Here is a 26,288-nt window from a genome sequence, read left to right as displayed (position 1 = left end):
CCGCGGCCCCTCGCCTGAGTGGGTAAGGCTCTCGCTGGTGGCAGCGCGGACGGAGAGTCAGGCCGGCTTGGGAGTCGGCCAGGGCCACGCCGTGCAGCCCTTGAGGCCGTACGTCTGCTGCATCATCACCGGGGCTACCTTGCCCGTGCCGCCGCAGTAGGCGTGCGCGTGCCCGATCCCGTGGCCGACCTCGTGGTTGACGAGGTAGGTGCGGTAGCCGGCGATGTCGGTGCCGTAGGCCTTCGCGCCGAGCACCCAGCGGCGCAGGTTGAGCACGACCCGGCCCGAGTTGTGGCAGCTGACCTGGCCGCGGGTCTGCAACGGTGCGCAGAGCTTGTCGGTCGTGTCGGGGCTCGCGAGCGTGATGCGCAGGTCGACGGGGGCGCCCTTGGCCGCAGCGGCGGGGGAGACGTCGACGAAGCGGACGCCGTCCTTCGCCTGCCAGCCCCGTGGGTCGGTCAGCACGGTCCCCACCGTGGTCGCGAGGTCCTGAGCGCTGATGTCGAGACCGCCCTCGAGCTCCACGGTGTAGCGCACCGTGCGCCCGGTCGTGGGCGCCGGGCGCAGGGCCTTCTCGGGCATGGACACGACCGTGAACCTGCCGGACCCCGACTCGATGACCTCGCCCGAGTCGTCCTTGCCGTCGTGCCTCGCGGCACTCTTCGCGCCGCCCGACGTCGCGTCGTCGCCACCCGTCGTGCTCGCTTGTCCCGACGAGCCCGACGAGCCCGACGACGAGGCGCCGCCGACCTGCGAGTCGGTCGCGGCGTCGGGGACCCGCTCGACCTGGTCGATCGAGACCGCGGGCGCCGTCCCGGCAGCCATCGCGGCGCGAGACGCCCGCGAGACCGCTCCCTCGGGGATCGGCTCACCGGCACCCGCGGACGTCACGACCCAGAGGTCGGCGGCCACGCACAGCACGACGGCCAGACCCGCCCACGTCCGGCGGCGGCGGAACGCCTGCCGCTGTGCGGGGGTCGGGCGGCGGACTGCGCTGCCACTCGCCATGGGTGCCACGGTAGGTCACGTACCCGGTGCGGTGGGGGATCGGGCGTCGGACCCGCCGACGGCCGTCCTGCTCGATTTGGTCCGGGGCGGGTCGTGCCCGTACTGTGGTCCACGACCAATGACCGCCGGTTGGAGGGCGTGGGCAACCACGATCTCCCGAAGGTTCCGCACGATGCGGGCAGCCAGCGCAGGACACTCAGCCTCACGGCATACCTCGAGTATGTCGCTGCGAGCCCCGAGCGCCCTGCGCCGGGGCTCTTTTCGTGCAGGCCCTCCGGGCCCCTTCGACAGGCGGCACCACGCAAGGGAAGGAGGCCCAGATGGCGAACTCCGAGAAGACGGCTGCCATTGCCGAGATCGCGGACAAGTTCCGTGAGTCCGGTGCGGCCGTTCTCACCGAGTACCGCGGTCTGACCGTGGCCCAGCTCTCGCAGCTGCGCACCTCGATCCGGGAACACGCCACCTACGCCGTGGTCAAGAACACGCTCACGGAGCGCGCCGCCAAGGAGGCCGGTATCACGGCCTTCGACGGTCACCTCCAGGGCCCGTCGGCCATCGCCTTCATCACCGGTGACCCGGTCGAGGCGGCCAAGGGTCTGCGTGACTTCGCCAAGGCACACCCCCTCCTCGTGATCAAGGCTGGCGTCCTCGACGGCAAGACCTTGTCCCCCGAGGAGATCACGAAGCTCGCGGACCTCGAGTCCCGCGAGGTTCTCCTGGCCAAGCTTGCGGGCGCCATGAAGGGCTCCCTCAACAAGGCCGCCTACCTCTTCGTCGCTCCTCTGTCGCAGACGGCCCGCGTGGTCGACGCCCTGCGCCAGAAGGTCGAGGCGCAGGGTCCCGCCACGCCGGCTGCCGCCGACGAGGCAACCACCGACGTCGCCGAGGGTGGCGACGAGAGCTGAGCGCGCTCCTGCGCACCAGCTCGATTCAACAACACGCCACTCACGGCAATATCTAGGAAGGAAGCCACCATGGCGAAGCTCAGCACCGACGAGCTCCTTGACGCTTTCAAGGAGATGACCCTCATCGAGCTCTCCGAGTTCGTGAAGCAGTTCGAGGAGACCTTCGAGGTCACCGCTGCTGCCCCCGTTGCCGCGGTTGCCGCCGCTGCCGGTGGCGGCGCTGCCGCCGTCGAGGAGGAGGAGAAGGACTCGTTCGACGTCGTTCTCACCGCCGCGGGCGAGAAGAAGATCCAGGTCATCAAGGAGGTCCGCGCGCTCACGAGCCTCGGCCTCAAGGAGGCCAAGGACCTCGTTGACGGCGCCCCCAAGCCCGTCCTCGAGGGTGTCGACAAGGCTGCGGCCGAGAAGGCCAAGGAGCAGCTCGAGGGCGCCGGCGCCACCGTCGAGCTCAAGTGATCTGACCCGGCTCAGCCGGGATCACTGCTGTACCGCGAAGGCGGGTCCGACCTCTGGTCGGGCCCGCCTTTCGCGGTCTTCGATGGCACGGTCGCGGGGCTGGGTCGCGGTCGCGGGGCGTGACGACGCTCGCGGCGTGGAGCGTCGGCGGGCGTGTGCCGGCATGCTCGCCCCCAGCGCACCGGCCCGCCGCCGATGCCGCGAGCACCGCCACGCCCCCCGCCCTCCCGTCGAGTGCTCAGTCACTCCCGTCGGGTGCTCGGCGGTTTCAGGGCGTGTGCGCAACGGTGAGTAGTTCGTTGAGTTTAGAGGCGGGGGTCTGGAAGCCGAGGGTGGCTCGGGGCCGGGTGTTGAGCAGCTGCTCGACGCGGGTGATCTCCTCGTCGGGGACGGTGGTGAAGTCGGTGCCTTTGGGGAAGAACTCGCGGATCAGGCCGTTGGTGTTCTCGTTGGTGCCGCGTTGCCAGGGCGAGTGCGGGTCGCAGAAGTAGACCGTGCAGTCGGTGGCGACGGTGAACCGGGCGTGGTCGGCCAGTTCGGCGCCTTGGTCCCAGGTCAGGGTCTTGGCCAGGTGGGCCGGGAGCGTGGTGATCATCGTGGTGAGCAGGTCGGTGACGGTGGCAGCGTCGCGCCGGCCCGGCAGCCGCGCGAGCATCAGGTACCGGGTGGCCCGCTCGACCAGCGTGATCACGGCGCTGGAGCCGCGGGCGCCGATGACCAGGTCGCCTTCCCAGTGCCCGGGAACGGCGCGGTCGGCCGCTTCGGCCGGGCGGGCGGTGATCGCGGCGTCCCCGACCCAGGACTTCCCCCGGGGCCGGGCGGCCAGCTTCGAGGCCGGCACCCGCGAGGTGCGCCCGCTGCGCAGCGCCTTCTCCCGGGCCAGCTCGGCGCGCAGGCTGCCGCGGCCCTGCACGTAGAGGGCCTGGTAGAGAGTTTCGTGACAGATCCGCATGGACTCATCGTCCGGGAAGCGCAGGACCAGCTCGCCCTGGATCTGCTGCGGGGACCAGTGCGAGGTCAACCCGTGCAGGACGACCGCGCGTAGCGCGGCGTGCTCGGGCCGGTCCAGCTTCCGTGGCTGGGGACGGGCCCGGTTGGCGCGGGTGCGGGCCTGCGCGACCCGCACCGAGTACACCCCGGCGACGCGGTTGCGGTGCAGCTCCCGGGTCACGCTCGAGCGGTGCACGCCCAGCTCGGCCGCGATCCGGGCCGGGCACCGGCCCTCACGCAGCCGCAGCGCGATCAGGCCCCGACCGGCCTCGGTCAACCGGCCCCGCGGGTCGGTGAAGTCACCGCGCACCGACGGCGCCGCCAAGGTCGGGTTGACCATCCCACCGACCGGTCCGATCCGCATCCTCATGCCGGCCACCTTGGCCCACCGGGCCACCGCGAACCGGTCCACCCCGACCTGCCGGGCGACCTCCAGCCCCGACAGCCCCTGCTCGAGCAGCCCCAACGCCTGCTCCCGCTGAGATAGCGAATACCTCCTCAGTCCACCAGCCATCGTCCCGCCTCCACACGACATCCGTGTTGCGCAGACGATCTGAGACCGCCCTCACTTCCGAACGTCGAGTGGGCACTTCCGCGCAGCGACGACCGTCAGGCGGCGTGGGCCAGGGCGTCCTTCAGGGCTGCGAGGACGAGGGCGACGCGGTCGGGGCGGGCGTTGTGGCCCATGAGGCCGATCCGCCAGACGGTGGAGGCGAACTCGCCCACCCCGGCGCCGATCTCGAGGTTGTGGCGCTCGAGGAGGTAGCCGCGGACGGCAGCCGAGTCGACGCCGTCCGGGACCCGGACCGTCGTCAGCTCGGGGAGGCGGGCGCCCTCGGCGGCGAAGAGCGTCAGCCCCATCGACTCGAGGCCGTCCTGAAGGAGGCGACCGGCCTCGGCGTGGCGGTCCCAGACCTTCTCGAGGCCCTCGTCGGCGATGCGCTGCAGGCCTGCGTGGAGGCTCGCGACCATCGCGGTGGGGGCGGTGTGGTGGTAGGTGCGCTTGCCGGAGCCGGAGGCCTCACCGACGTAGCCGCCGAGCAGGCCGAGGTCGAGGTACCAGGAGGACGGCTTCTCGACGCGTCGGCCGAAGGCGCGGTCGCTGATGGTGAAGGGCGCGAGCCCGGGGGCGACGCCGAGGCACTTCTGGGTGCCGGCGTAGCCGATGTCGATGCCCCAGTCGTCGGCGCGCAGCTCGATGCCACCGATGCTCGTGACGGCGTCGACGAGCAGGAGCGCGTCGCCCTTGACCGCACCGAGGGCGGCGATGTCGGAGCGGACGCCCGTGGACGTCTCGGCATGCACCGCGGCGATGATCGTGGGGGACGGGTGGGCGGCGGCGACGCGCTCGGCGTCGACGGGCGTGCCCCAGTCGTGGTCGACCCGGACGACCTCCGCGCCGTGGCGGCCCGCGACGTCGACCATGCGCTCACCGAAGAGGCCGTTGACGGCCACGACGACGACGTCCCCGGGGGAGACGGTGTTGACGAAGGCGGCCTCCATCCCCGCCGACCCTGTCGCCGAGAGGGGGAGGGTGCGGCGGTTGTCGGTGCCCCAGACGTGGCGGAGCAGGTCGCACGTCTCGTCCATGATCGCGAGGAAGTCGGGGTCGAGGTGCCCGAGCAGGGGCGCCGCGAGGGCGAGCGTCGCCTCGGGGTAGGGGTTGCACGGGCCGGGGCCGAAGAGGTGCCGGTCGGCGATCGGACGACGGGTGGTGATGGGCGGCGTCGCGGTCATCAGAATCCTGCTCCGGGGTTGAGGATGCCCTGCGGGTCGAGGGCGTTCTTGATGCGGTGGGTCAAGGCCATGACGTCGGGCCCGAGCTGCTCGGGCAGGGCGGCCCGCTTGAGCCGGCCGACGCCGTGCTCGCCGGTGATGGTGCCGCCGAGCCCGATGGCGAGGCTCATGACCTCCGAGAAGGCCTGTGCTGCGCGGGAACCGGCGTCGGCGTCGCCGGCGGGGTAGACGATGACGGGGTGCGTGTTGCCGTCGCCGGCATGGGCGACGACGGGGATCTCGAGGCCGTGGCGGCGGGAGATCTCGGCGATGCCCGTGAGCAGGTCGGGCAGGCGTGGCACGGGCACGCCGACGTCCTCGAGCATGATCGCGCCCCGGCGCTCGATGGCCACGATCGCGGCGCGTCGGGCCGCGACGAACATCTCGCCCTCGGCGGCGTCCGTCGTCGTGAAGCACTCCCGCGCGCCGCCGTCCTGGCACAGGCGCTCCATCACGGCGATCTCCTCGCCGCGGGCCGCGCCCGGGGCGTCGGACTGGGCGAGCAGCATGGCACCGGCCCCGCGGTCGAGTCCCATGCTGCGGTGGTCCTCGACGGCGTTGACCGACGCCTGGTCCATGAGCTCCATCATCGACGCCCGCAGGGTGTTGCCGATGGCGACGACGACCCGCGCCGCGTCCTCGACGGTGTCGAAGGTGGCGACGAGGGTGGCGGGCGGCGCCTGGGCCGGGACGAGCCGCAGCGTCGCACGGGTGACGATGCCGAGGGTGCCCTCGCTGCCGACGAAGAGCTTGACGAGCGAGAGGCCCGCGGTGTCCTTGACGCGCTGGCCGCCGAGGTGCACGAGCGTCCCGTCGGCGAGGACGACGTCGAGGCCGAGCACGTAGTCGGTCGTGACGCCGTACTTGACGCAGCACAGGCCGCCCGCGTTGGTCGCGACGTTGCCGCCGATCGAGCAGATCTCGAACGACGACGGGTCGGGCGGGTACCAGAGCCCGTGCTCGGCCGCGGCCCGCTTCACCTCGACGTTGAGGGCGCCGGCCTCGACGACCGCTGTGCGCGTCGTCGGGTCGATCTCGACGGTTCGCATCCGCTCGAGGCTCAACACGATGCAGCCGTCGATGGCGTTCGAGCCGCCCGAGAGACCGCTGCCCGCACCGCGCGGGACGACGGGCACCTCGTGCTCGCCGGCCCAGCGCACGGTCACCTGCACGTCGGCCGCGCTCGTGGCGCGGACCACGGCGAGCGGCACTCCGGCTCCGGCGTCGGCCGTGTAGTCGAAGCGGTAGGCCGCGACGCTGTCGGGCTCGGTCAGCAGCGCACCGGGCGTCAGGGACTCGGCGAGTCCCTCGAGGGCGCGCAGGTCGGGAGCGTCCTTGCTCACTGTCGTCACCGGACCACCGTAACCACGACCGGCCGCGCGGCGCGTCCCGGGCGAGCCGATGACGTATGCCGTCCCGCCAGGACACGCACGAGCCCCCTGTCCTGCCCCCGGACGCCGCCACCGGGACGTGCTGCGGCCACGCCCCGCCGATCCGTCGACCGGTCCCGGTAGGTTTGCCCGCATGGGATGGCTGTCGCGCACCTTCAGGCCCGCTGCTGACGACGGTGCGGACGCCGCTGCCGACACCACGGTCCCGGGTGCGTCAGCGCCGTCAGCGCCGTCAGCGCCGCCCGCCGCGCAGGCAGCGCCGGCCGCCCCGGTGCCCGAGGCGCCGACGACGGACGCGTCCAGTCCGACGGGCCGCTACGGCCCGCTCGTGTGCGTGACCCGCTTCGACGCCGCGCCGGCCGAGCTCGAGTGGCAGCTGCCCCTCAACGGCGAGCTCTACCGGCTCATGCCGGGCTCGGACCGACCTGACTACTCGCTCCTCGTCCTCGAGCGGCCGCTGCACTTCTACCCCCGCGACGGGTTCGACCTGCGTCGGGTCGAGGCGGAGCAGCAGGTCCGGGACCGCAAGGGCCGCACCATGGTGCGCGTGCACGCGCTCCTGCTCTGTGCCCGCTTCGTCGGACAGCAGCTGCACCCCGGCATGCGCGACCTCGCCGTCAACCTCGCCTACGTCATCGACAACTCGCTGGCCCGGGACGCCGAGGTCGACTTCGGCAAGATCGAGTTCGCTGCGATCGGCTTCCTCAGCGAGGGACACACGCCTCGGGCCACGGCCGAGCCCCAGAGCGAGCCCCAGACCGAGCCGACGGATGAGGTCACCTCGCACGACGAGGCCGCCGGACGGCATACGTCCTCGGCGCTGCTCGACGAGCTGGCGACCACCCTGCGCCACGGCATCGAGGAGCAGCGCGGGGCCCCGGTCCAGCGGATGACCGCCGCCCTGACCATCGACGCCGACCACCGGCTGACCGGGCTGTCGGGCAACGCCGACGGGCAGGCGCCGGTGCCCAGCCAGGACACCTTCGCCCGGCTCGCCGACGTGCTCGCGCGCCTCGCGGCCCTCGAGGGGGCCGACCGGGTCGCCGCGGTCACCCTGCGCGTCGACGGGGACTCCGTGACCCATGAGGTCACCGCCACGCACGACCGAGGTCAGTCCCCGGAGACCTCGCGGTAGCTGCGGACCCTCGCGGGGTCGGCCAGGCGGCCGACGCTGATCTCCCACATGCCTCCGTCGAAGCTCTCGTAGACGAGCACGGCGTCGGCCGAGTCCGTCGCGACGAACTCGACGAACTCGCAGGTGCCCGTCGCCCCGAGGCCCGTGTCGCCCTCGGCGGTGTACGTGAGCGACCCGGCCTCGAGCAAGGTCCAGTCGCGGCCGTCGAGGCTCATGCCGGCGTGGTCGGGGTCGCCGTAGAGGTCGTCACGCGAGCGCCAGTGGATGACGCACCCGTCGCCACGCGGCTGCAGAGAGAGCCACTCCCGCGGACCCGACGAGGTGATGCAGTGCTCGCCCCACCGCGTGCCGGCGAGGTCGAAGCGGACGGTCCCGACGACACGGTACGTGCTGCCCTCGACCTCGAGCACCGCCCCCGGCGCGACCTGTGACGGCCGCAGTTCTGCCCGCATGCATCCTCCTGGCTCCACATGACTCGCACAGGTTAGCCGTCGGGGAGCGCTCCGGACCCTCGCAACACAACTCGCGCGTAACTTCCGCCCGGCGCCCTCGTTTCCCCCGTAGCCGAGTCGAGACGGCCAGGAAGACATAGGTGGATGCCACATGGGTGTGGAGATCGCGGTGACAGGTCTGACCAAGACCTTCGGATCGCAGACGATCTGGCGGGACGTGACCCTCACGCTTCCCGCGGGAGAGATCTCGGTCATGCTCGGGCCCTCGGGCACCGGCAAGTCCGTCTTCCTCAAGACGCTCGTCGGCCTGCTCAAGCCGGACGCCGGGTCGATCGTCATCAACGGACGTGACCTGACCCGCCTGCGCGAGGCCGACCTCTACGAGGTGCGCAAGCTCTTCGGTGTCCTCTTCCAGGACGGTGCCCTCTTCGGCTCGATGACCCTCTACGACAACGTCGCCTTCCCGCTGCGCGAGCACACGAAGAAGACCGAGGCCGAGATCAGGCGCATCGTGACCGAGAAGATGGACCTCGTCGGCCTGTCCGGTGCCGAGGGCAAGCTGCCGGGCGAGATCTCCGGCGGCATGCGCAAGCGCGCCGGGCTGGCCCGTGCCCTCGTGCTCGACCCCGAGATCCTCCTCATCGACGAGCCGGACTCCGGTCTCGACCCGGTGCGCACGAGCTACATCAACCAGCTCTTCGTCGACCTCAACGCGCAGATCGACGCGACGTTCCTCATCGTCACCCACGACATCAACACGGCCCGCACGGTGCCGGACAACATCGGCCTGCTCTACCACAAGCACCTCGCGATGTTCGGGCCGCGCGAGATGCTGCTCAGCTCCGAGGAGCCGGTCGTGCGGCAGTTCCTCAACGCGCAGACGATCGGCCCGATCGGCATGTCGGAGGAGAAGGACGCCGACGAGCTCGCCGCAGAGTCCGGCCAGGAGCTGCCGCCCCTACCGCCGATCGCCCTCCAGCTCCCGACGAGCGACGGCAAGCCGCGTCGCGCCGAGCGCCCCGCGGGCGGATGGTGCCGTGACAACGGCATCACCCCGCCACCCGGCTCGTTCGAGTCGCGCAACGCCGGCATCCCCGGTGTCCGGGTGGGGGCGAGCTGACGTGGCCGCACCCTTCACCGGCGCCCTGCGCCAGTCCGGCTCGCTCTTCGCGCTCGCGCTCGACGTGTTCCGGGCCATGCCGAAGCGACCGTTCCAGGTCAAGGAGTTCATCCAGCAGGCGTGGTTCATCGCGAGCGTCACGATCCTGCCGACCGCGCTCGTCTCCATCCCGTTCGGCGCGGTCATCGCCCTCCAGCTCGGCACCCTGACGCGCCAGCTCGGAGCCCAGTCCTACACCGGCGCGGCGAGCGTCCTCGCCGTGCTGCGCGAGGCGAGCCCCATCGTCACGGCGCTGCTCATCGCAGGCGCGGGCGGCTCGGCGATCTGCGCCGACCTCGGCTCGCGCAAGATCCGCGAGGAGATCGACGCCATGGAGGTGCTCGGCATCAGCCCGATCCAGCGTCTCGTCGTGCCGCGCGTCCTCGCCTCGATGCTCGTCGCGGTCCTGCTCAACGGGCTCGTGTCGGTCGTCGGCGTCGTCGGCGGCTACGTCTTCAACGTCATCGTCCAGGGCGGCACGCCCGGTGCCTACATCGCGAGCTTCACGGCGCTGGCCCAGCTGCCCGACCTCTGGACCGCCGAGATCAAGGCGCTGATCTTCGGGGCCATCGCGGCGGTCGTCGCGGCCTACAAGGGGCTCAACGCCGGCGGTGGCCCGAAGGGTGTCGGCGACGCGGTGAACCAGAGCGTCGTCATCACCTTCATGCTGCTCTTCGTCGTCAACTTCGTCATCACGGCCGTGTACTTCCAAGTCGTCCCGCAGAAGATCTGAGGAGAGGGCGATGGCCACGAAGACCCAGAACCTGGCTCGACCGGGCACGGAGCGGCTGCTCCACCTCGCGAGCCGGCCCTCCCGCGCGCTCGACTCGCTCGGCGAGCAGATGCGCTTCTACGTGCGCTCGCTCGCGTGGAGCGGGCGCACGCTGCGGCGCTACAAGAAGGAGGTCATCCGGCTGCTGGCCGAGGTCTCCCTCGGCACCGGCGCACTCTCGGTCATCGGCGGCACGGTGGGCGTCATCGCCTTCCTCGCCTTCTTCACCGGCACCGAGGTCGGCCTGCAGGGCTACTCCTCGCTGGAGCAGCTCGGCACCGGGGCCTTCACCGGCTTCTTCTCGGCCTACCTCAACACCCGCGAGATCGCCCCGCTCGTCGCGGGGCTGGCGCTCGCGGCCACCGTCGGCTGCGGCTTCACCGCACAGCTCGGTGCGATGCGCATCTCGGAGGAGGTCGACGCCCTCGAGGTCATGGGCATCCCGTCGCTGCCCTTCCTCGTGACGACCCGCATGATCGCCGGCTTCATCGCCGTCATCCCGCTCTACGTCCTCGGCCTGCTCAGCTCGTACGCCGCCACGCGCTTCATCTCGACGGCGTACTTCGGGCAGTCGGAGGGCACCTACGACCACTACTTCCACCTGTTCCTGCCACCGGGTGACGTGTTCTGGTCGTTCGCGAAGGTCATGGTCTTCGCCGTCGTCATCATCCTCATCCACTGCTACTACGGCTACACCGCGTCGGGCGGCCCGGCCGGTGTCGGCGTCGCCGTCGGCACCGCGGTGCGCACGTCGATCGTCGCCATCAACATCGTCGACTTCTTCCTGTCCCTCGCCATCTGGGGAGCCACGACGAGCGTGAGGATCGCCGGATGAGCGACACCAGTCCCGGGCCCCTCACCCAGCTCACGCGCTGGCGCATCGGCGTGAAGGCGTACGGCATCGTCTTCCTCGTCGTGCTGGCGCTGCTCGTGGGTCTGGCGATCGCCTCCTTCCAGAAGCGCTTCACGCCGGTGGTCATGGTCACCCTCGAGACCGACCGCCTCGGCAGCCAGCTCCAGGAGAGCTCGGACGTCAAGCTCCGCGGTCTGCTCGTCGGCGAGGTGCGCCACGTCGAGGCGACCCCGACGGGTGCGCGGCTCGAGCTCGCGCTCCAGCCCGACGAGGTCGCCAAGATCCCGTCGAACGTCAGCGCGCGGCTGCTGCCCAAGACCCTCTTCGGCGAGCGCTACGTCGACCTCGTCACGGCGACGTCGAACGCCCGGCCCATCGAGGCCGGCGACACGATCCCGCAGGACCGCAGCCGGGTGTCGATCGAGCTCGAGACGGTCCTCGACAACCTCTACCCGCTGCTGCGCACCGTGCAGCCGGCCAAGCTCGCGACGACGCTCAACGCGCTGTCGACGACGCTCGACGGCCGCGGCGACCAGATCGGCCGCAACCTCGTGCTCGTCGACCGCTACCTCAAGGCGCTCAACCCCAGCATGCCGACGATCCAGCGAGACATCTCCCTGCTCGCCGACACCGCCGACCTCTACGCCGGCGTCGCTCCCGACTTCTTCCGCCTCACCGAGTCGCTCCGCGTCACGAACAGGACCATCGTCGAGAAGGACCAGCAGCTCGCGGCCTTCCTCGTCGGCACGGCGGGGTTCGCCAACGAGGCGGCCGGCTTCCTGCGTGACAACGAGGAGCGCATCATCCAGGTCGGCCAGGTCAGCAAGCCCACGCTCCAGCTGCTCGCCGAGTACTCCCCGGTCTACCCGTGCGTGGCCTCGGGCCTCGTCAACTGGCTCCCGCGCGCCAACGCCGCCTTCGCGGGCGGCACCTTCCACATCACCCTCGAGGTCGTGCCTCCCCGCAAGCCGTACGAGCCGGGGGAGGAGCCGCGCTGGGACGACAAGCGCGGGCCGCACTGCTACGGCCTCCCGTCGCCCGACGGTTCGCAGGCGAACCCCTTCGCCGGCAACCACTTCGACGACGGCACGCAGCCCGCGAGCGACGCGACGCCCTTCTCGGCGGTGCCCCAGGCGCTGCTCGGCAACGCCTCCGCGGCCGACTCCGGCAGCGCCGGCACGGTCGACGAGCAGCGCGTCGTCGGAGCGCTCCTCGACCGCGACGGCCAGCCGTCAGACGCCGGCGCGAGCGGCATCCGGACCCTGCTCGCCGGGCCGATGATGCGCGGCACGGTGGTGAGCACCCGATGAAGGTCAAGGGCTCACTCGTCAAGCTCCTCGTCTTCGCGGCGGTCACCCTCTTCGCGACGAGCATCCTCGCGCTGACCATCGCCAACATCCAGCTCGGCTCCAAGGCGACCTACACGGCCGTCGTCACCGACGCCACGGGCGTCATCGCCGGTCAGGACGTCCGCATCGCCGGGGTCCGGGTCGGGGAGGTGACCGACGTGCGGGTCGCCCACGACGCGACGTCCGAGGGCGCCACCGCCGAGATCGACTTCTCCGTGCTCAAGAGCTCCGTGCTGACGAAGGGCACCGAGGTGACGGTCAAGTACCGCAACCTCGTCGGCCAGCGCTACCTCGCGCTGAGCCAGGGCACCGGCGCGCCTGCGCCGCTCGCCGACGGCTCGACGATCCCGCTCTCGCGCACCCACCCCGCGCTCGACCTCACCGTCCTCTTCAACGGCTTCAAGCCGCTCTTCGCCGCGCTGTCGCCGAGCGACGTCAACGAGCTCTCGGGCCTGCTCATCCAGACGCTGCAGGGCGAGGGTGGCGACCTCAACACCCTGCTCGCCAAGACCGCCAGCCTCACGTCGGCCATCGCCGACCGCGACGCCGTCATCGGGCGCACCATCGACAACCTCAACACCGTGCTCGGCACCGTCGACGCCCACGACCAGCAGCTGCTCTCGCTCATCGACCAGCTCCAGCGCTTCACGAGCGGCCTCGCGGCCGACCGCGAGACGATCGGGCGCTCGCTGTCCGGGATCAACACCCTCTCGGACGAGACCGCCGACCTGCTCGTCTCGACGCGCCCGCTCATCAAGGACGACGTCGCCCAGCTGCGCACCCTGGCCACGACGCTCAACAAGCCGGCCAACGTCAAGGAGTTCGACGACTTCATCACCGGTGCGCCGGGGCGGATCGCGACCCTGACGCGCACGGCCACCTACGGGTCGTGGTTCAACTTCTACCTCTGCAAGTTCGACACCAGGAGCCCGATCCTCCCGGGCGTGAGCCCCACCTACGACGTCTCGTCAGCGAGGTGCCAGTCATGAGCATCCCCTTCCGAGAGCGCAACCCGGTCCCGATCGGTGCGATCGGCCTGCTCGTCATCGCGGTCCTGCTCTACCTCGCGTTCAACGCATCCAGCCTTCCGCTCATCGGCGGCGGGACGGCATACAGCGCCGCCTTCTCCGAGGCCGGCGGCATCAAGCCCGACGACGACGTGCGCATCGCCGGCGTCAAGGTCGGCAAGGTGACCGGCGTCGACCTCGAGGACGGCCACGTCCGTGTCGACTTCACCATCACCGACGACGCGAGCTTCGGTCCGCAGACCGGCGCCTCGATCCGGATGAAGACGATCCTCGGCGAGAAGTACGTCGCGCTCGACCCCAAGGGCCAGGGCCAGCTCGACGCGGACGCGCAGATCCCCGTCGCGCGCACCGTCAGCTCCTACGACGTCATCAACGCCTTCCAGGACCTCACGACGACGACCGAGCGCATCGACACCGACCAGCTGGCGAAGTCCCTCACCGTCATCGCAACGGAGTTCAAGGACAGCCCGCAGTACGTCAAGGCGACGCTCGACGGCCTGTCCCGCCTCTCGCGCACGGTGGCGAGCCGCGACGCCGAGCTGGGCTCCCTGCTCCAGAGGGCCAACAGCGTCACCGGCCTGGTCCGCAGCCGCAACCAGCAGGTCAGCACGCTCATCAAGGATGCGGACCTGCTCATGGTCGAGCTCGTCAAGCGTCGCGACGACATCCGCACGCTCTTCCGCAACACCTCGGCGCTCGCCAAGCAGCTGACCGGCCTCGCACGCGACAACCGGGCACAGCTGAGGCCGGCGCTCGCCGAGCTCGACAAGACGCTCAGGATGCTCCAGGAGCACGACGCCGACCTGCAGAAGACGATCCAGGCGATGGCGCCCTTCACGAGGGTCTACGCCAACACCCTGGGCACCGGACGCTGGTTCGACACGTGGGTCTCCAACCTCATCGTGCCCGTCGGCACGCCCGGGCTCGCCCTGCCCGGGACGTCGCTGCCCGACCTGCTCCTTCCCGGCACCTCCGGAGGTGGTCGCTGATGCCCGCGCCCCAGGGCTCCCGTATGCCGTTCGGCCGGCTCCACGGCCCGGCCACCGTGCTCGGCAAGGTCGTCACCGGCCTCGTCGTCGTCGCGCTCGTCGCGGCCGCCGTCGTCTTCTGGCCCCGTCAGGGCCAGACGTCCGTCAGCGCCGACTTCACCCGGGCCGTCGGTCTCTACCCGGGGTCCGACGTGCGCATCCTCGGCGTCAAGGTCGGCCAGGTCGACACCGTGACGCCCGAGGGCGACCACGTGCACGTCACCTTCAGCTACGACGAGAAGTACCGCGTGCCGGCCTCGGCCAAGGCCGCGATCGTCGCGCCGTCGCTCGTCTCGGACCGCTACGTCCAGCTGCTCCCCGTCTACGAGGCCGGCCCTGCCCTGGCCGCCGGAACGCGAATCCCCATGGAGCGCACGGCTGTTCCGGTCGAGCTCGACCGGGTGTCCCAGAGCCTCGACGACCTCATGGTCGCTCTCGGCCCCGACGGCGCCAACAAGGACGGTGCGCTCAACGAGCTGCTGCGCACGTCCGCGGCCAACCTCGACGGCAACGGCGCCGAGATCAACAGCACGGTGCACGACCTCTCGACCGCGCTCTCGACCCTGTCCGGCAGCCGCGACGACCTCTTCGGCACGGTGAAGAACCTCCAGTCCTTCACCTCGATGCTCGCGACGAACAACGCGCAGGTGCGCCGGCTCAACTCCGACCTCGCGACGGTCGCGACCCAGCTGAGCGAGGAGCGCGAGAACCTCAAGGCGACGCTCGAGAGCCTCGGGGTCGCGGTCGACGAGGTGTCCGGCTTCGTCTCCGACAACCGAGCGCTGCTCAAGAGCAACCTCGACCGTGCGGTCACCGTGACCGACGCGTTCGCGAAGAACCGCCAGGCCCTGGCCCAGCTCCTCGAGAACGCACCGGTCGCCCTGTCGAACCTCCAGAACGCCTACCACCCCGAGACCGGCACCCTCGACACCCGCAACAACGCGAAGGGCCTCGACGACCCGCTGCTGCTCGTGTGCTCGATCCTCACGGGGCCGACGCAGACCGGCAACACCAAGCTGTGCGACTCCCTCAAGAAGGCGCTGCTGCCCAAGCTGCCCACCCTGCCGTCGCTGCCGAGCGGCTCTGCGCTGCAAGGCACTCCGCAGTCGAGCGGCCTCGTCAACCTGCGCGGTGCCGACCCCACCCTCGGCGGACTGCTCGGAGGCTCCCGATGACGTATGCCGTCCGCTCCCGTTCCCGACGCTGGTCCAGCGTCGTCGTGCTGGCCTCCCTCGCCCTCGGGGGCTGCAGCGCGTACGACCTCCCGCTCCCGGGTGGCGCCGGCACCGGCGACGACTCGTACACGGTCACCGCCGAGTTCGCCGACGTGCTCGACCTCGTGCCGCAGTCGTCGGTCAAGGTCAACCAGGTCACGGTGGGCTCCGTCGAGGACATCCAGGTGACGGGGTGGACCGCGACGGTGAGGCTCCGGCTCCCCGGCGACGTCGTGCTGCCCGACAACGCCACGGCGGAGCTCAAGCAGACCTCGCTGCTCGGCGAGAAGTACGTCGCGCTCGCAGCCCCCACCGACGTGCCTCCCGCAGGACGCCTCGGGCAGGGCGACCGCATCCCCTTGTCGCGCACGAGCCGCAACCCGGAGGTGGAGGAGGTCCTCGGCGCGATGTCGCTGCTGCTCAACGGTGGCGGTGTCGCACAGCTGAAGACCATCGAGGCCGAGCTCAACAACGCCCTCCGGGGCCGCTCCGGTGACGTCAAGGACCTGCTCACGCAACTCAACACGTTCGTGGGGGGACTGGACGCCCAGAAGGGCGAGATCGTCCGGGCCCTCGACAGCATCGACCGGCTCTCGTCGACCCTGGCGAAGAACCAGGCCAGGATCGCCGCCGCGCTCGACGAGCTGCCCAAGGGCCTGAAGATCCTCGCCGACCAGCGTCGGCAGCTCACGGCCATGCTCACCGCCCTGCGCGACCTCGGCGAGGTCGGCACCCGGGTCATCCGTGGGTCGCGGGCCGACCTCGAGGCCAACCTCCGGGCCATCAGCCCGATCCTTCGCCAGCTCAACAAGGCCGGTGACGACCTGCCGAAGAGCTTCCAGCTGCTCCTGACCTACCCCTTCCCCAACAACGCCCAGAACACCATCAAGGGCGACTTCACCAACCTCTGGGCGACCCTCGACACCGACCTCGACACGATCGCCGGCAACCTCGGTGTCGGGAAGCTCCCGACCCTGCCGGGCGTCCCCGGGCCGCCGCTCCCCTCGGTGCCGCTGCCGTCGGTGCCCGTGCCCTCGGTGCCCCTCCCGAGCGTCACGGTGCCGTCGGTGCCGGGCCTGCCCCTCCCGACGACGCTGCCGGGCGGACTGCTCGGTGCGAGCCCGTCCGGCTCGGGCGCCGGCTCGGCCGACGCGGCCTCGTGGTCCACGCTCTTCCCCACGGGAGGCTCCCGATGATCACCCGCACCGTCCGGCTCCAGCTGGCAGCCTTCGCCCTCCTGTCCGTCACGCTCGTCGCGATCCTGTCGGCGAACTACGTCGGGCTGACCGACAAGATCGCCGGCGGCAGCTACGTCGTGTCCGCCGACCTCGCCCAGTCGGGGGGCATCTTCGTCGGTGCCGAGGTCACCTACCGGGGTGTCACCGTCGGCAAGGTCGAGGGGATGCGCCTCTCGGGCGACGGTGTCGTCGTCGACGCGCGCCTCGACCGGGGCACGGAGGTCCCGAAGGACACCAAGGCGGTCGTCGAGAACCGCTCCGCGGTGGGCGAGCAGTACCTCGACCTCCAGCCGCGCACCGCCCGGGCACCCTACCTGGCATCGGGCGACGTCATCCCGCGCGACCGGACCGCGTTCCCGCTCCGCATCGACCAGCTGCTCCAGCACGTCGACGACACGGTGTCGTCGGTGCCGCGCGACGCCCTCGTCACGACGGTCGACGAGCTGGCCGAGGCGTTCAAGGGTGGCGGCTCCGACCTGCAGCGGCTCATCGACTCGGGTGACGCCCTGACCACGGCCGCGTCCGAGGCGCTGCCCGAGACGACCCGCCTCATCGACGACGGGCGGATCGTCCTCGACACGCAGGTGAGGAGCGGGGACGACATCCGCACGAGCGTGGCCGGCTTCGCGAACGTCGCCGACGCCCTGCGGGAGGCCGACCCCGACCTGCGCGTCGTCCTCGACCGAGGGTCCGTCGCCGTCGAGCAGCTCGACGCTCTCATCTCGGAGAACAAGCAGAGCCTGGCCGCGCTCCTCGCCAACTTCATCACCATCGGCAACGTGACGACGGCGCGTCTCGACGGCATCGAGCAGCTGCTCGTCACCTACCCCGACGTCGTGACGGGTGGCTTCAGCGTCGTGCCCGGCGACGGCACCGCGCACTTCGGGCTCGTCCTCAACGTCGACGACCCCAAGGCGTGCGAGGCGGGCTACGAGGGCACGACGAAGGTCGACCCGCACCGCACCACGGGCCTACCGCCGGTCAACCTCGACGCACACTGTGCCGCCTCGCGCGGCTCGGGCACCAACGTCCGCGGTGCGCAGAACGCGCCCAAACCCACCCGAGGCGGGCAGAGCGGTCAGAGCTACCCCATGTCGTTCGGGGCCACTCCGGTCGCCCTCGGCAACCGGGCCGTGACCTCCGGCAGCCCTGCCTCGTTGTCAGTCCAGTCGCCGGTCGCTCCGGCCGGTGGCGACGAACGGACCGACAACGGCACGAGCTGGCTCTGGATGATGCAGGAGGCGCTCCGCTAGCCGGTGACGGAAGGAAACCCCCTCGATGACGATGGTCACCACCCGCTCGGAGACCGGGCGGCCGCAGCGAGCCGAGCGGTCGCCCGTGAGCTCCACCGACCGCGAGACCCGCGAGACCCGCGAGACCCGCGAGCCTCACGAACTCACTGACGCCGCGGTGGGCTCCGGTCCCCCCGACGCGCCACGTGCGGGCCTCAGGGGTGTCCGCACGTGGCGTCCCACCCCGCGTCTGCTGTGGACGGTCACCGCCGTCCTGCTGCTCGCGGCGGTCGCCGTGACGGCGACCCTGGGACGCTCGGCGTGGCAGCAGCAGCGCGACGCCGACAACCGGGCGGCCGCGCTGGCCGCAGGGCGCCAGATCGCCGTCAACTTCGTGACGATGGACGCTGCGTCGTTCGACGCCGACACCAAGCGCGTCCTCGACGACTCGACCGGCGCCTTCCGCAAGGAGTACGCGTCGACGCTGGCCCAGCTGAAGCCCGTCGTCGCCGCCAACAAGACCGTCTCGACGGTCGAGCGGGCCGAGGCATCGCTCGTGTCGGGCGACGACGACTCGGCCAAGGTCATCGTCGGGGTCGTCGCGCCGACCTCGAACGCCTCGACCCCGAAGCCCGAGAAGAAGACGTACCGGCTCCGGCTCGACCTCGTGAAGGTCGGCGACGCCTGGAAGGTGAGCACCCTTGACTTCGTCAGCTGACCCCCGCCGCCCCCTCGCCGCGTCCGCCGCGTCCGCCGCGTCCGCCGCGGGCCCGCGCAAGCGCGTGGCCGGCGCCCGCCGCCGGTCCCCGGGCGCCGGAGCCTCTGCGCGGTCGACGGCCGTCCTCGACCGTGGCGCCACGACGAACGCCGACGCCCCCCTGAACGCGCCCGACGCCCCCGTCGCCCCCGTCGCCCCCGACGCCCGCGTCGAGGAGCGCGGCGCCGTCGTCGGCGACCGCACGGTCGACTCGGCCCACGGGCGCGAGTCCCGGGCCGACACCGAGCACGTGGAGACGAGCGGGAGCACGCGCGGCTCGGCCGGTCTCTGGGCCTCGGCCATCGGCGCGACGCTCGCGCTCGCCCTGCTCGCCGCCTCGCTCGTCTACGCCCTGCGTCCCGGGGTCTCCGACACCGACCGCACGGCCGCCGTGGGCTCGGCCCGGACCACGCTGGAGAGCCTGCTCAGCTACAGCGGCTCCGCCTTCGACAAGCACATCGGCGAGGTCACCCCACAGCTGACCTCTCCGTTCAAGGACCAGTTCACCAAGGTCGCCGCCACCGACATCAAGCCGATGGCCGTCAAGAACGACGCCACGGTGCAGGCCAAGGTCTACGACGCCGGCGTCATGGACGCCGACGGCGACGGCGGCGAGGGGACGACCGTGCGGGTCATGGCGTTCGTCAACCAGGCCACGACCACGAAGGCCCAGCAGGCTCCCGCGATCGACCAGAACCGGGTCATCGCGACGATGCGGAAGGTGGGCGACCGCTGGCTCGTCAGCCAGCTGTCCGCCTTCTGACGGGGGAAAGAGGGGGAACGAGGGGGAAGGTCCCGGGCGTCCGCGAGGTCGTCCGGGACCGAGGCGAGCCGGGCGCCGCCTGCGGGTCAGCCTGGGACCCGCGCGAGGCCCGGACCGCACCGCCGACGCTGCGGCATACTGCACGCTGTGAAGCTCATCCAGGCCAATGGCGTCCCAGAGTCCCTCGCCCGCGTCGACCAGCCGGAGGCCGCGCCCGTGCGCGTCGGCGTCGTCCAGCACGAGTGGGTCGACGACCCGGATGCTCTCGTCGAGACCCTTCGCGACGGCATCCGGACGGCCGCCGGAGCGGGCGCCTCGATCGTCTTCCTCCCCGAGCTGACGCTGTCGCGATACCCGGCCGACACCCTCCCCGAGGGCACGCCGTCGGCGACGGCCGAGGACCTCGAGACCGGCCCCACGGTGACCTTCGCCCGCGCCGCGGCCCGCGACTTCGGTGTCCACGTCCACGCCTCGCTCTACGAGCGTGCCGACGAGGGCGACGGGCTCGGCTTCAACACCGCGGTCGTCGTGGCCCCGAGCGGCGACGTCGTGGCCCGCACCCGCAAGACCCACATCCCCGTGACGGCCGGCTACTACGAGGACAAGTACTTCCGTCCCGGTCCGCCCGACGACGCGTACCCCGTTGTGGCGCTGGAGGATCCGTCGCTCAAGCTCGGACTCCCGACGTGCTGGGACGAGTGGTTCCCCGAGGTCGCCCGCCTCTACTCGCTCGGCGGCGCCGAGGTGCTCTGCTACCCCACGGCGATCGGGTCCGAGCCCGACCACCCGGACTTCGACACCCAGCCGCTGTGGCAGCAGGTCATCGTCGGCAACGGCATCGCCAACGGCCTCTTCATGGTCGTGCCCAACCGCTTCGGCACGGAGGGTCTCATCACCTTCTACGGCAGCTCGTTCGTCTCGGACCCCTACGGCCGCGTCCTCGTCCAGGCCCCCCGGGACGAGGCGGCGGTCCTCGTCGCCGACCTCGACCTCGCGCAGCGACGCGACTGGCTCGAGCTCTTTCCCTTCCTCGCGACCCGTCGCCCCGACTCGTACGCCGCCCTGACCGCCCCGGTGCGCGACGAGCACCGTCGTGAGGTGACGCAGTGACCGACGCCCTCCCGGCGCAGCCCGGGGTGGCCGTGGGGGAGCCCGGCTGGGTGATGCCGGCGGAGACCGCGCGGCACGACTGCACGTGGATGGCGTGGCCGAGCCAGGGCTACACGCTCGGCGAGACCCCCGAGGAGGTGGCCGCGGCGCGTCGCACCTGGGCCGCCGTGGCCAACGCGGTCGCCGAGTTCGAGCCCGTCCGCATGGTCGTCGTGCCCGCGGACCTCGACGTGGCCGCCGGGCACCTGCACCCCGACGTCGAGCTCGTCCCGGCCGCCCTCGACGACGCGTGGATGCGCGACATCGGCCCGACCTTCGTCCGGTCGGCCGACGGCTCGCGGCTCGGTGCGGTCGACTGGGTCTTCAACGGCTGGGGCGCCCAGTCGTGGGCCACGTGGGAGCACGACGCCCGCATCGGTGCCTTCGTCGGCGGCCTCTCCGGCGCCGAGGTCATCGGATCCTCCCTCGTCAACGAGGGCGGTGGCATCCACGTCGACGGCCTGGGCACGGTCCTGCTCACCGAGACGGTCCAGCTCGACCCGGGCCGCAACCCGGGCCTGACGCGCAGCGACGTCGAGGCGGAGCTCGCCCGCACCATCGGGGCGACGACGTGCATCTGGCTGCCGCAGGGCCTGACCCGCGACTACGACGAGTTCGGCACGCGAGGCCACGTCGACATCGTGGCCACCATCCCGAGCCCGGGCGTCGTGCTGCTCCACGAGCAGCAGGACCCCTCGCACCCCGACCACGCCGTCTCGCGTGCGCTGCGCGAGCTGCTCGAGGACGCCCGCGACGCGCGCGGCGAGCGTCTCGAGGTCCTCGGGGTCCCGGCTCCGCGCACCCTGGCGGACGCCGACGGGCCGGTGGACTGGTCCTACATCAACCACCTCGTCGTCAACGACGGCGTCATCGCCTGCACCTTCGAGGACGAGCAGGACGACGCGTCCCTCGGTGTGCTCGCCGACGCGTACCCCGGCCGGCGGGTGGTCGGCGTCGACGCGCGGCCGCTCTTCGACCGCGGGGGCGGGATCCACTGCATCACCCAGCAGCAGCCCGCCCTCTGACGCCGACCGGGCGCTGTCCCGCCAGACGTCGAGTGGGCACCCTCCCCGCGGGGAGAGTGCCCACTCGACGTGGAGGGGCCGCGGGCGGCCCGGGCGGTCAGGCCTGGGGGAGGCGCTTGTGGATGTCCTCGCTCATCCGGACGACCGAGAGGTAGAACTCGAGGGTCATGCGGATGACGGCGAGGTAGATGATCACGAAGATCGGGCCGAGGATGAGCGCGGCGAGACCGGTCCCGACGCTGTTGGCGAAGCCGGCGAAGACGAAGATGAGCCAGCTCGCGACGAGCGCCACGGTCGCCAGCAGGTAGACGAAGCGCACGAGGATCGGCGTGACGAAGTTCGTGAAGCTGAAGTCGAAGAGCGCCGTGAAGAAGCCGGCGCCCTCCCTCGCGGGGTCGGGGATGCTCGACATGCCGCTCGACCCACCGGTCGGCACCACGGGCGGCGGCGGGGGAGGCGTGCTGCCGGCACCCGGCGTGCTCGGAGCACCCGGAGCACCCGGAGCGGGCGAGGCGGGCTGGCTGCTCGGGAGCGGTGTGGTCGGGTCGCTCCCGGCCGGCTGGTTGAAGGACGGTTGCTCGGGCGGGTTCGGATCGGACATGGCTTCCCTCTCGGAAGGAGACGTCAACGGATCTCTGGCGTGCTCCATGCTAGGGCGGGGGCCCTCCCGACGGTCCTGACCGACGCCGCATCCCGGCGTGTTCGTGCAGGTCAGCGGGGTCGTGGACCGTGTCCGGCGGCGTGTCGCGACGCGCCTGCAAGGACGGGGGTCTTGACGTCGGGGCCGCGGAGGGCCATATTCGTCGCGTTCGCATCGCGAGCTCCCGGTCCGGGGGGCGTGGCAGGTCACGTCGAGGGCGCTCGGTCGTTCCAGACCGGGTGGGCGCCTCGTCAGACGATCTCCGCCTCTTGACCCGGCTGGACACTCCTGCCCTTTACCGGTAGGCTAAGCCTTTGCGCTGCCCATGCCCACCCTTCGCGACCTCGGTCAGGCCAATCACCATGCCATCCGGCATCGGTATGACCTCGGGACCCGCGAGCGGAGCCATGCGGCAACGCGGATCTGAAGATTCGAAAAAGGCCCGTGGAAGGACCCTCCTTGGCTGCCTCGCGTACTGCGACGAACATGTCCACCGCACAGACCCCTTCGGGGCGTCTGTCCTTCGCGAAGATTCGCGAACCACTCGAGGTCCCCGACCTCCTGGCGCTTCAGACGGAGAGCTTCGACTGGCTGCTCGGCAACGAGCGCTGGCAGGCTCGCGTCGCCGCGGCCAAGGCCGAGGGACGCACCGACGTCCCGGACCGGTCCGGGCTCGAGGAGATCTTCGAGGAGATCTCCCCGATCGAGGACTTCAGCGGCTCGATGTCGCTGTCGTTCCGCGACCACCGCTTCGAGGAGACCCGCAAGACGATCGAGTCGTGCAAGGAGCGCGACCAGACGTACGACGCACCGCTCTTCGTCACCGCCGAGTTCATGAACGCCCAGACGGGTGAGATCAAGAGCCAGACGGTCTTCATGGGCGACTTCCCGCTCATGACCGAGCGCGGCACCTTCATCATCAACGGCACCGAGCGTGTCGTCGTCTCGCAGCTCGTCCGCAGCCCGGGCGTCTACTTCGAGCGCACGCCCGACAAGACGTCCGACAAGGACATCTACACGGCCAAGATCATCCCGAGCCGCGGCGCCTGGCTCGAGTTCGAGATCGACAAGCGCGACATGGTCGGCGTCCGCGTCGACCGCAAGCGCAAGCAGTCGGTCACGGTCCTCCTCAAGGCCCTCGGCTGGACCGAGGCCCAGATCCTCGAGGAGTTCGGCGAGTTCGAGTCGATGCGCCTCACCCTGGAGAAGGACCACACCCAGGGCCAGGACGACGCGCTGCTCGACATCTACCGCAAGCTGCGCCCGGGCGAGCCGCCGACGAAGGAGGCCGCGCAGACGCTGCTCGACAACCTCTACTTCAACGGCAAGCGCTACGACCTCGCCAAGGTCGGCCGCTACAAGGTGAACAAGAAGCTCGGTCTCGACGCCTCGATCAACGACTCGACCCTGTCGATCGACGACATCGTCAAGACGATCAAGTTCATCGTCACGCTGCACGACGGCCAGGACTCGATGAAGGGCGTCAAGAACGGCGAGGAGATCGACGTCCGCGTCGAGGTCGACGACATCGACCACTTCGGCAACCGTCGTCTCCGCTCGGTCGGCGAGCTCATCCAGAACCAGGTCCGCACCGGTCTGTCGCGCATGGAGCGCGTCGTCCGCGAGCGCATGACGACGCAGGACGTCGAGGCGATCACCCCGCAGACCCTGATCAACATCCGCCCCGTGGTGGCGTCGATCAAGGAGTTCTTCGGCACCTCGCAGCTCTCGCAGTTCATGGACCAGAACAACCCGCTCGCGGGTCTGACGCACAAGCGTCGCCTGTCCGCGCTCGGCCCGGGTGGTATCTCCCGTGACCGCGCCCAGATGGAGGTCCGTGACGTCCACCCGTCGCACTACGGCCGCATGTGCCCGATCGAGACGCCGGAAGGCCCGAACATCGGCCTCATCGGCTCGCTCGCGTCCTACGGTCGCATCAACGCGTTCGGCTTCATCGAGACGCCGTACCGCAAGGTGACCGGCGGTCACGTGACCGACGACGTCGACTACCTGTCCGCCGACGAGGAGGACCGCTACGTCGTCGCGCAGGCCAACGCGCCGCTCGACAAGCAGAACAACTTCACCGAGGACCGCGTGCTCGTGCGCACCAAGGGTGGAGAGGTCGAGCTCGTCCCCGGCGACGAGGTCGACTACATGGACGTCTCGCCGCGCCAGATGGTCTCGGCCGCGACCGCGATGATCCCGTTCCTCGAGCACGACGACGCCAACCGCGCGCTCATGGGCGCCAACATGCAGCGTCAGGCCGTCCCGCTCGTCAAGAGCGAGGCGCCGATCGTCGGTACCGGCATGGAGTTCCGCGCCGCCCTCGACTCGGGCGACGTCGTCCGTGCCGAGAAGGCCGGTGTCGTCCAGGAGGTGTCGGCCGACCTCGTCACCGTCGCCAACGACGACGGCACGTACCAGACCTACCGCATCGCCAAGTTCGCGCGCTCCAACCAGGGCACGAGCTACAACCAGGTCGTCGTCGTCAACGAGGGCGACCGTCTCGAGGCCGGTGGCGTCATCGCCGACGGTCCCGCGACCGACGGCGGCGAGATGGCGCTCGGGCGCAACCTGCTCGTGGCGTTCATGTCGTGGGAGGGCCACAACTACGAGGACGCGATCATCCTCAGCCAGCGTCTCGTCCAGGACGACGTCCTCTCCTCGATCCACATCGAGGAGCACGAGGTCGACGCCCGCGACACGAAGCTCGGCCCCGAGGAGATCACCCGGGACATCCCGAACGTCTCCGAGGAGGTCCTCGCCGACCTCGACGAGCGCGGCATCATCCGCGTCGGCGCCGAGGTCCGCGACGGCGACCTGCTCGTCGGCAAGGTCACGCCCAAGGGCGAGACCGAGCTGACGCCGGAGGAGCGCCTGCTGCGCGCCATCTTCGGTGAGAAGGCCCGTGAGGTCCGCGACACCTCGCTCAAGGTTCCCCACGGCGAGACCGGCACGGTCATCGGCGTCAAGGAGTTCCGTGCCGACCTGGGCGACGACCTGCCGCCCGGCGTCAACCAGCTCGTCCGCGTCTACGTGGCCAACAAGCGCAAGATCACCGACGGTGACAAGCTCGCCGGCCGCCACGGCAACAAGGGTGTCATCTCCAAGATCCTCCCGGTCGAGGACATGCCCTTCCTCGAGGACGGCACGCCGGTCGACGTCGTGCTCAACCCGCACGGTGTTCCCCGTCGAATGAACCTCGGCCAGATCCTCGAGCTGCACCTCGGCTGGGCCGCCTCGCGCGGCTGGAAGATCGAGGGCAGCCCGGAGTGGGCCAAGGAGATCGCGCCCGACGCGCACGAGGCCCCTGCGGGCACGCGCGTGGCGACGCCGGTCTTCGACGGTGCCTCCGAGGACGTCGTCACGGGTCTGCTCGACTCGACGCTCAAGACGCGCGACGGGGTCCGCCTCATCGACGCCTCGGGCAAGACGCGCCTCTTCGACGGCCGCTCCGGCGAGCCGTTCCCGGAGCCCGTCGCCGTCGGCTACATGTACATCCTCAAGCTCCACCACCTCGTCGACGACAAGATCCACGCTCGTTCGACGGGTCCGTACTCCATGATCACCCAGCAGCCGCTCGGCGGTAAGGCCCAGTTCGGTGGCCAGCGCTTCGGTGAGATGGAGGTCTGGGCCCTCGAGGCGTACGGCGCCGCCTACACGCTCCAGGAGCTGCTGACGATCAAGTCGGACGACGTTCCCGGTCGCGTGAAGGTCTACGAGGCCATCGTCAAGGGCGAGAACATCCCCGACTCGGGCATCCCGGAGTCGTTCAAGGTCCTCCTCAAGGAGATGCAGTCCCTGTGTCTCAACGTCGAGGTCCTGAGCTCCGACGGCACGACGATCGAGATGAAGGAGTCCGACGAGGAGGTCTTCCGCGCGGCGGAGGAGCTCGGTATCGACCTGAGCCGGCGTGAGCCGTCCAGCGTCGAAGAGGTCTGAGAAGGCCACCTAACGACAAGCGGTGC

The 26,288-nt window shown here is 70.8% G+C and carries 23 protein-coding genes; 17 read left to right on the top strand and 6 right to left on the bottom strand.

From position 1 onward, the window contains the following. Positions 1-57 precede the first annotated feature (57 nt). The gene (locus tag ACSSS0_RS05715) at positions 58-1,008 is read right to left on the bottom strand and encodes a DUF3152 domain-containing protein (protein WP_487230356.1); all 951 of its coding nucleotides are present in this window, start codon (positions 1,006-1,008) and stop codon (positions 58-60) included. A gap of 320 nt (positions 1,009-1,328) precedes the next feature. Here ACSSS0_RS05715 and rplJ point away from each other — a divergent pair, with 320 nt between their 5' ends. Both rplJ and rplL read left to right on the top strand, forming a co-directional pair. After that, positions 1,329-1,913: a 50S ribosomal protein L10 gene (gene rplJ / locus ACSSS0_RS05710; RefSeq protein WP_020143278.1), complete on the top strand. Its 585-nt coding sequence runs from the start codon at positions 1,329-1,331 to the stop codon at positions 1,911-1,913. Positions 1,914-1,982: 69 nt separating this feature from the next. Further along, complete coding sequence (gene rplL, locus ACSSS0_RS05705) at positions 1,983-2,369, top strand: 50S ribosomal protein L7/L12 (protein WP_020143277.1); 387 nt, start codon at positions 1,983-1,985, stop codon at positions 2,367-2,369. A gap of 268 nt (positions 2,370-2,637) precedes the next feature. Here the strand turns inward: rplL and ACSSS0_RS05700 are convergent, their stop codons facing one another. The 3 genes from ACSSS0_RS05700 to ACSSS0_RS05690 all read right to left on the bottom strand — a co-directional run bounded on the left by ACSSS0_RS05700 (position 2,638) and on the right by ACSSS0_RS05690 (position 6,487). Continuing rightward, positions 2,638-3,873 carry an IS30 family transposase gene (locus tag ACSSS0_RS05700; protein WP_487230355.1) on the bottom strand — a complete coding sequence of 412 codons (1,236 nt, stop codon included), beginning with the start codon at positions 3,871-3,873 and terminating at the stop codon, positions 2,638-2,640. 95 nt (positions 3,874-3,968) lie between these two features. Continuing rightward, positions 3,969-5,096 (bottom strand): pyridoxal-phosphate-dependent aminotransferase family protein, encoded by a 1,128-nt coding sequence (locus ACSSS0_RS05695; protein WP_487230354.1) that lies wholly within the window; start codon positions 5,094-5,096, stop codon positions 3,969-3,971. Next, positions 5,096-6,487, bottom strand: a complete 1,392-nt coding sequence (locus ACSSS0_RS05690) for an FAD-binding oxidoreductase (protein ID WP_487230353.1) — start codon at positions 6,485-6,487, stop codon at positions 5,096-5,098. Before ACSSS0_RS05690 ends, ACSSS0_RS05695 begins: the two co-directional genes overlap by 1 nt. A gap of 172 nt (positions 6,488-6,659) precedes the next feature. On the opposite strand from ACSSS0_RS05690, the gene ACSSS0_RS05685 reads away from it, so the two are divergent. After that, on the top strand, positions 6,660-7,661 hold the full coding sequence (locus ACSSS0_RS05685) for a hypothetical protein (protein WP_487230352.1): 1,002 nt from the start codon (positions 6,660-6,662) through the stop codon (positions 7,659-7,661). Here ACSSS0_RS05685 and ACSSS0_RS05680 read toward each other — a convergent pair. Further along, a complete protein-coding gene (locus ACSSS0_RS05680) occupies positions 7,637-8,113 on the bottom strand; it encodes a DUF4178 domain-containing protein (RefSeq protein ID WP_487230351.1) in 477 nt (158 codons plus the stop codon). The genes ACSSS0_RS05685 and ACSSS0_RS05680 overlap by 25 nt on opposite strands. Positions 8,114-8,264: 151 nt before the next feature. Here ACSSS0_RS05680 and ACSSS0_RS05675 point away from each other — a divergent pair, with 151 nt between their 5' ends. The 13 genes from ACSSS0_RS05675 to ACSSS0_RS05615 all read left to right on the top strand — a co-directional run bounded on the left by ACSSS0_RS05675 (position 8,265) and on the right by ACSSS0_RS05615 (position 21,680). Further along, positions 8,265-9,233 (top strand): ABC transporter ATP-binding protein, encoded by a 969-nt coding sequence (locus tag ACSSS0_RS05675; protein ID WP_435984924.1) that lies wholly within the window; start codon positions 8,265-8,267, stop codon positions 9,231-9,233. A 1-nt stretch (position 9,234) separates the two neighbouring features. Further along, positions 9,235-10,005: an MlaE family ABC transporter permease gene (locus tag ACSSS0_RS05670; protein ID WP_435984925.1), complete on the top strand. Its 771-nt coding sequence runs from the start codon at positions 9,235-9,237 to the stop codon at positions 10,003-10,005. 10 nt (positions 10,006-10,015) lie between these two features. Further along, complete coding sequence (locus ACSSS0_RS05665; protein WP_487230350.1) at positions 10,016-10,879, top strand: MlaE family ABC transporter permease; 864 nt, start codon at positions 10,016-10,018, stop codon at positions 10,877-10,879. Further along, entirely contained in the window at positions 10,876-12,207 is a 1,332-nt protein-coding gene (locus ACSSS0_RS05660; RefSeq protein ID WP_435984927.1) for an MCE family protein, read from the top strand. The genes ACSSS0_RS05665 and ACSSS0_RS05660 overlap by 4 nt, the downstream gene beginning before the upstream one ends. Continuing rightward, a complete protein-coding gene (locus ACSSS0_RS05655) occupies positions 12,204-13,235 on the top strand; it encodes an MCE family protein (RefSeq protein ID WP_487230349.1) in 1,032 nt (343 codons plus the stop codon). Before ACSSS0_RS05660 ends, ACSSS0_RS05655 begins: the two co-directional genes overlap by 4 nt. After that, positions 13,232-14,263, top strand: coding sequence for an MCE family protein (locus tag ACSSS0_RS05650; RefSeq protein WP_487230348.1), 1,032 nt, complete (start codon positions 13,232-13,234; stop codon positions 14,261-14,263). The genes ACSSS0_RS05655 and ACSSS0_RS05650 overlap by 4 nt, the downstream gene beginning before the upstream one ends. After that, positions 14,263-15,477, top strand: a complete 1,215-nt coding sequence (locus tag ACSSS0_RS05645; RefSeq protein WP_435984930.1) for an MCE family protein — start codon at positions 14,263-14,265, stop codon at positions 15,475-15,477. The genes ACSSS0_RS05650 and ACSSS0_RS05645 overlap by 1 nt, the downstream gene beginning before the upstream one ends. After that, positions 15,474-16,712 carry an MCE family protein gene (locus ACSSS0_RS05640; RefSeq protein ID WP_487230347.1) on the top strand — a complete coding sequence of 413 codons (1,239 nt, stop codon included), beginning with the start codon at positions 15,474-15,476 and terminating at the stop codon, positions 16,710-16,712. Before ACSSS0_RS05645 ends, ACSSS0_RS05640 begins: the two co-directional genes overlap by 4 nt. After that, complete coding sequence (locus ACSSS0_RS05635; protein WP_487230346.1) at positions 16,709-18,007, top strand: MCE family protein; 1,299 nt, start codon at positions 16,709-16,711, stop codon at positions 18,005-18,007. Before ACSSS0_RS05640 ends, ACSSS0_RS05635 begins: the two co-directional genes overlap by 4 nt. An 85-nt stretch (positions 18,008-18,092) precedes the next feature. Then, positions 18,093-18,704: a hypothetical protein gene (locus ACSSS0_RS05630; RefSeq protein ID WP_487230345.1), complete on the top strand. Its 612-nt coding sequence runs from the start codon at positions 18,093-18,095 to the stop codon at positions 18,702-18,704. Next, positions 18,688-19,506, top strand: coding sequence for a hypothetical protein (locus ACSSS0_RS05625; protein WP_487230344.1), 819 nt, complete (start codon positions 18,688-18,690; stop codon positions 19,504-19,506). Before ACSSS0_RS05630 ends, ACSSS0_RS05625 begins: the two co-directional genes overlap by 17 nt. A gap of 147 nt (positions 19,507-19,653) precedes the next feature. Further along, positions 19,654-20,616: a nitrilase-related carbon-nitrogen hydrolase gene (locus ACSSS0_RS05620; RefSeq protein WP_487230343.1), complete on the top strand. Its 963-nt coding sequence runs from the start codon at positions 19,654-19,656 to the stop codon at positions 20,614-20,616. Positions 20,617-20,669: 53 nt separating this feature from the next. Beyond that, complete coding sequence (locus tag ACSSS0_RS05615; protein ID WP_487231191.1) at positions 20,670-21,680, top strand: agmatine deiminase family protein; 1,011 nt, start codon at positions 20,670-20,672, stop codon at positions 21,678-21,680. A gap of 97 nt (positions 21,681-21,777) precedes the next feature. Here the strand turns inward: ACSSS0_RS05615 and ACSSS0_RS05610 are convergent, their stop codons facing one another. Beyond that, a complete protein-coding gene (locus ACSSS0_RS05610; protein WP_487230342.1) occupies positions 21,778-22,281 on the bottom strand; it encodes a DUF4282 domain-containing protein in 504 nt (167 codons plus the stop codon). A gap of 498 nt (positions 22,282-22,779) precedes the next feature. On the opposite strand from ACSSS0_RS05610, the gene rpoB reads away from it, so the two are divergent. Beyond that, positions 22,780-26,262: a DNA-directed RNA polymerase subunit beta gene (rpoB, locus tag ACSSS0_RS05605; protein ID WP_435984937.1), complete on the top strand. Its 3,483-nt coding sequence runs from the start codon at positions 22,780-22,782 to the stop codon at positions 26,260-26,262. The last annotated feature ends 26 nt before the right edge of the window (positions 26,263-26,288 follow it).

This window comes from Terrabacter sp. R4-6 (genome assembly GCF_057529065.1).
The sequence above is the reverse complement of the archived record's forward strand: the minus strand, read 5'-3'. Positions and strand labels throughout refer to the sequence as shown.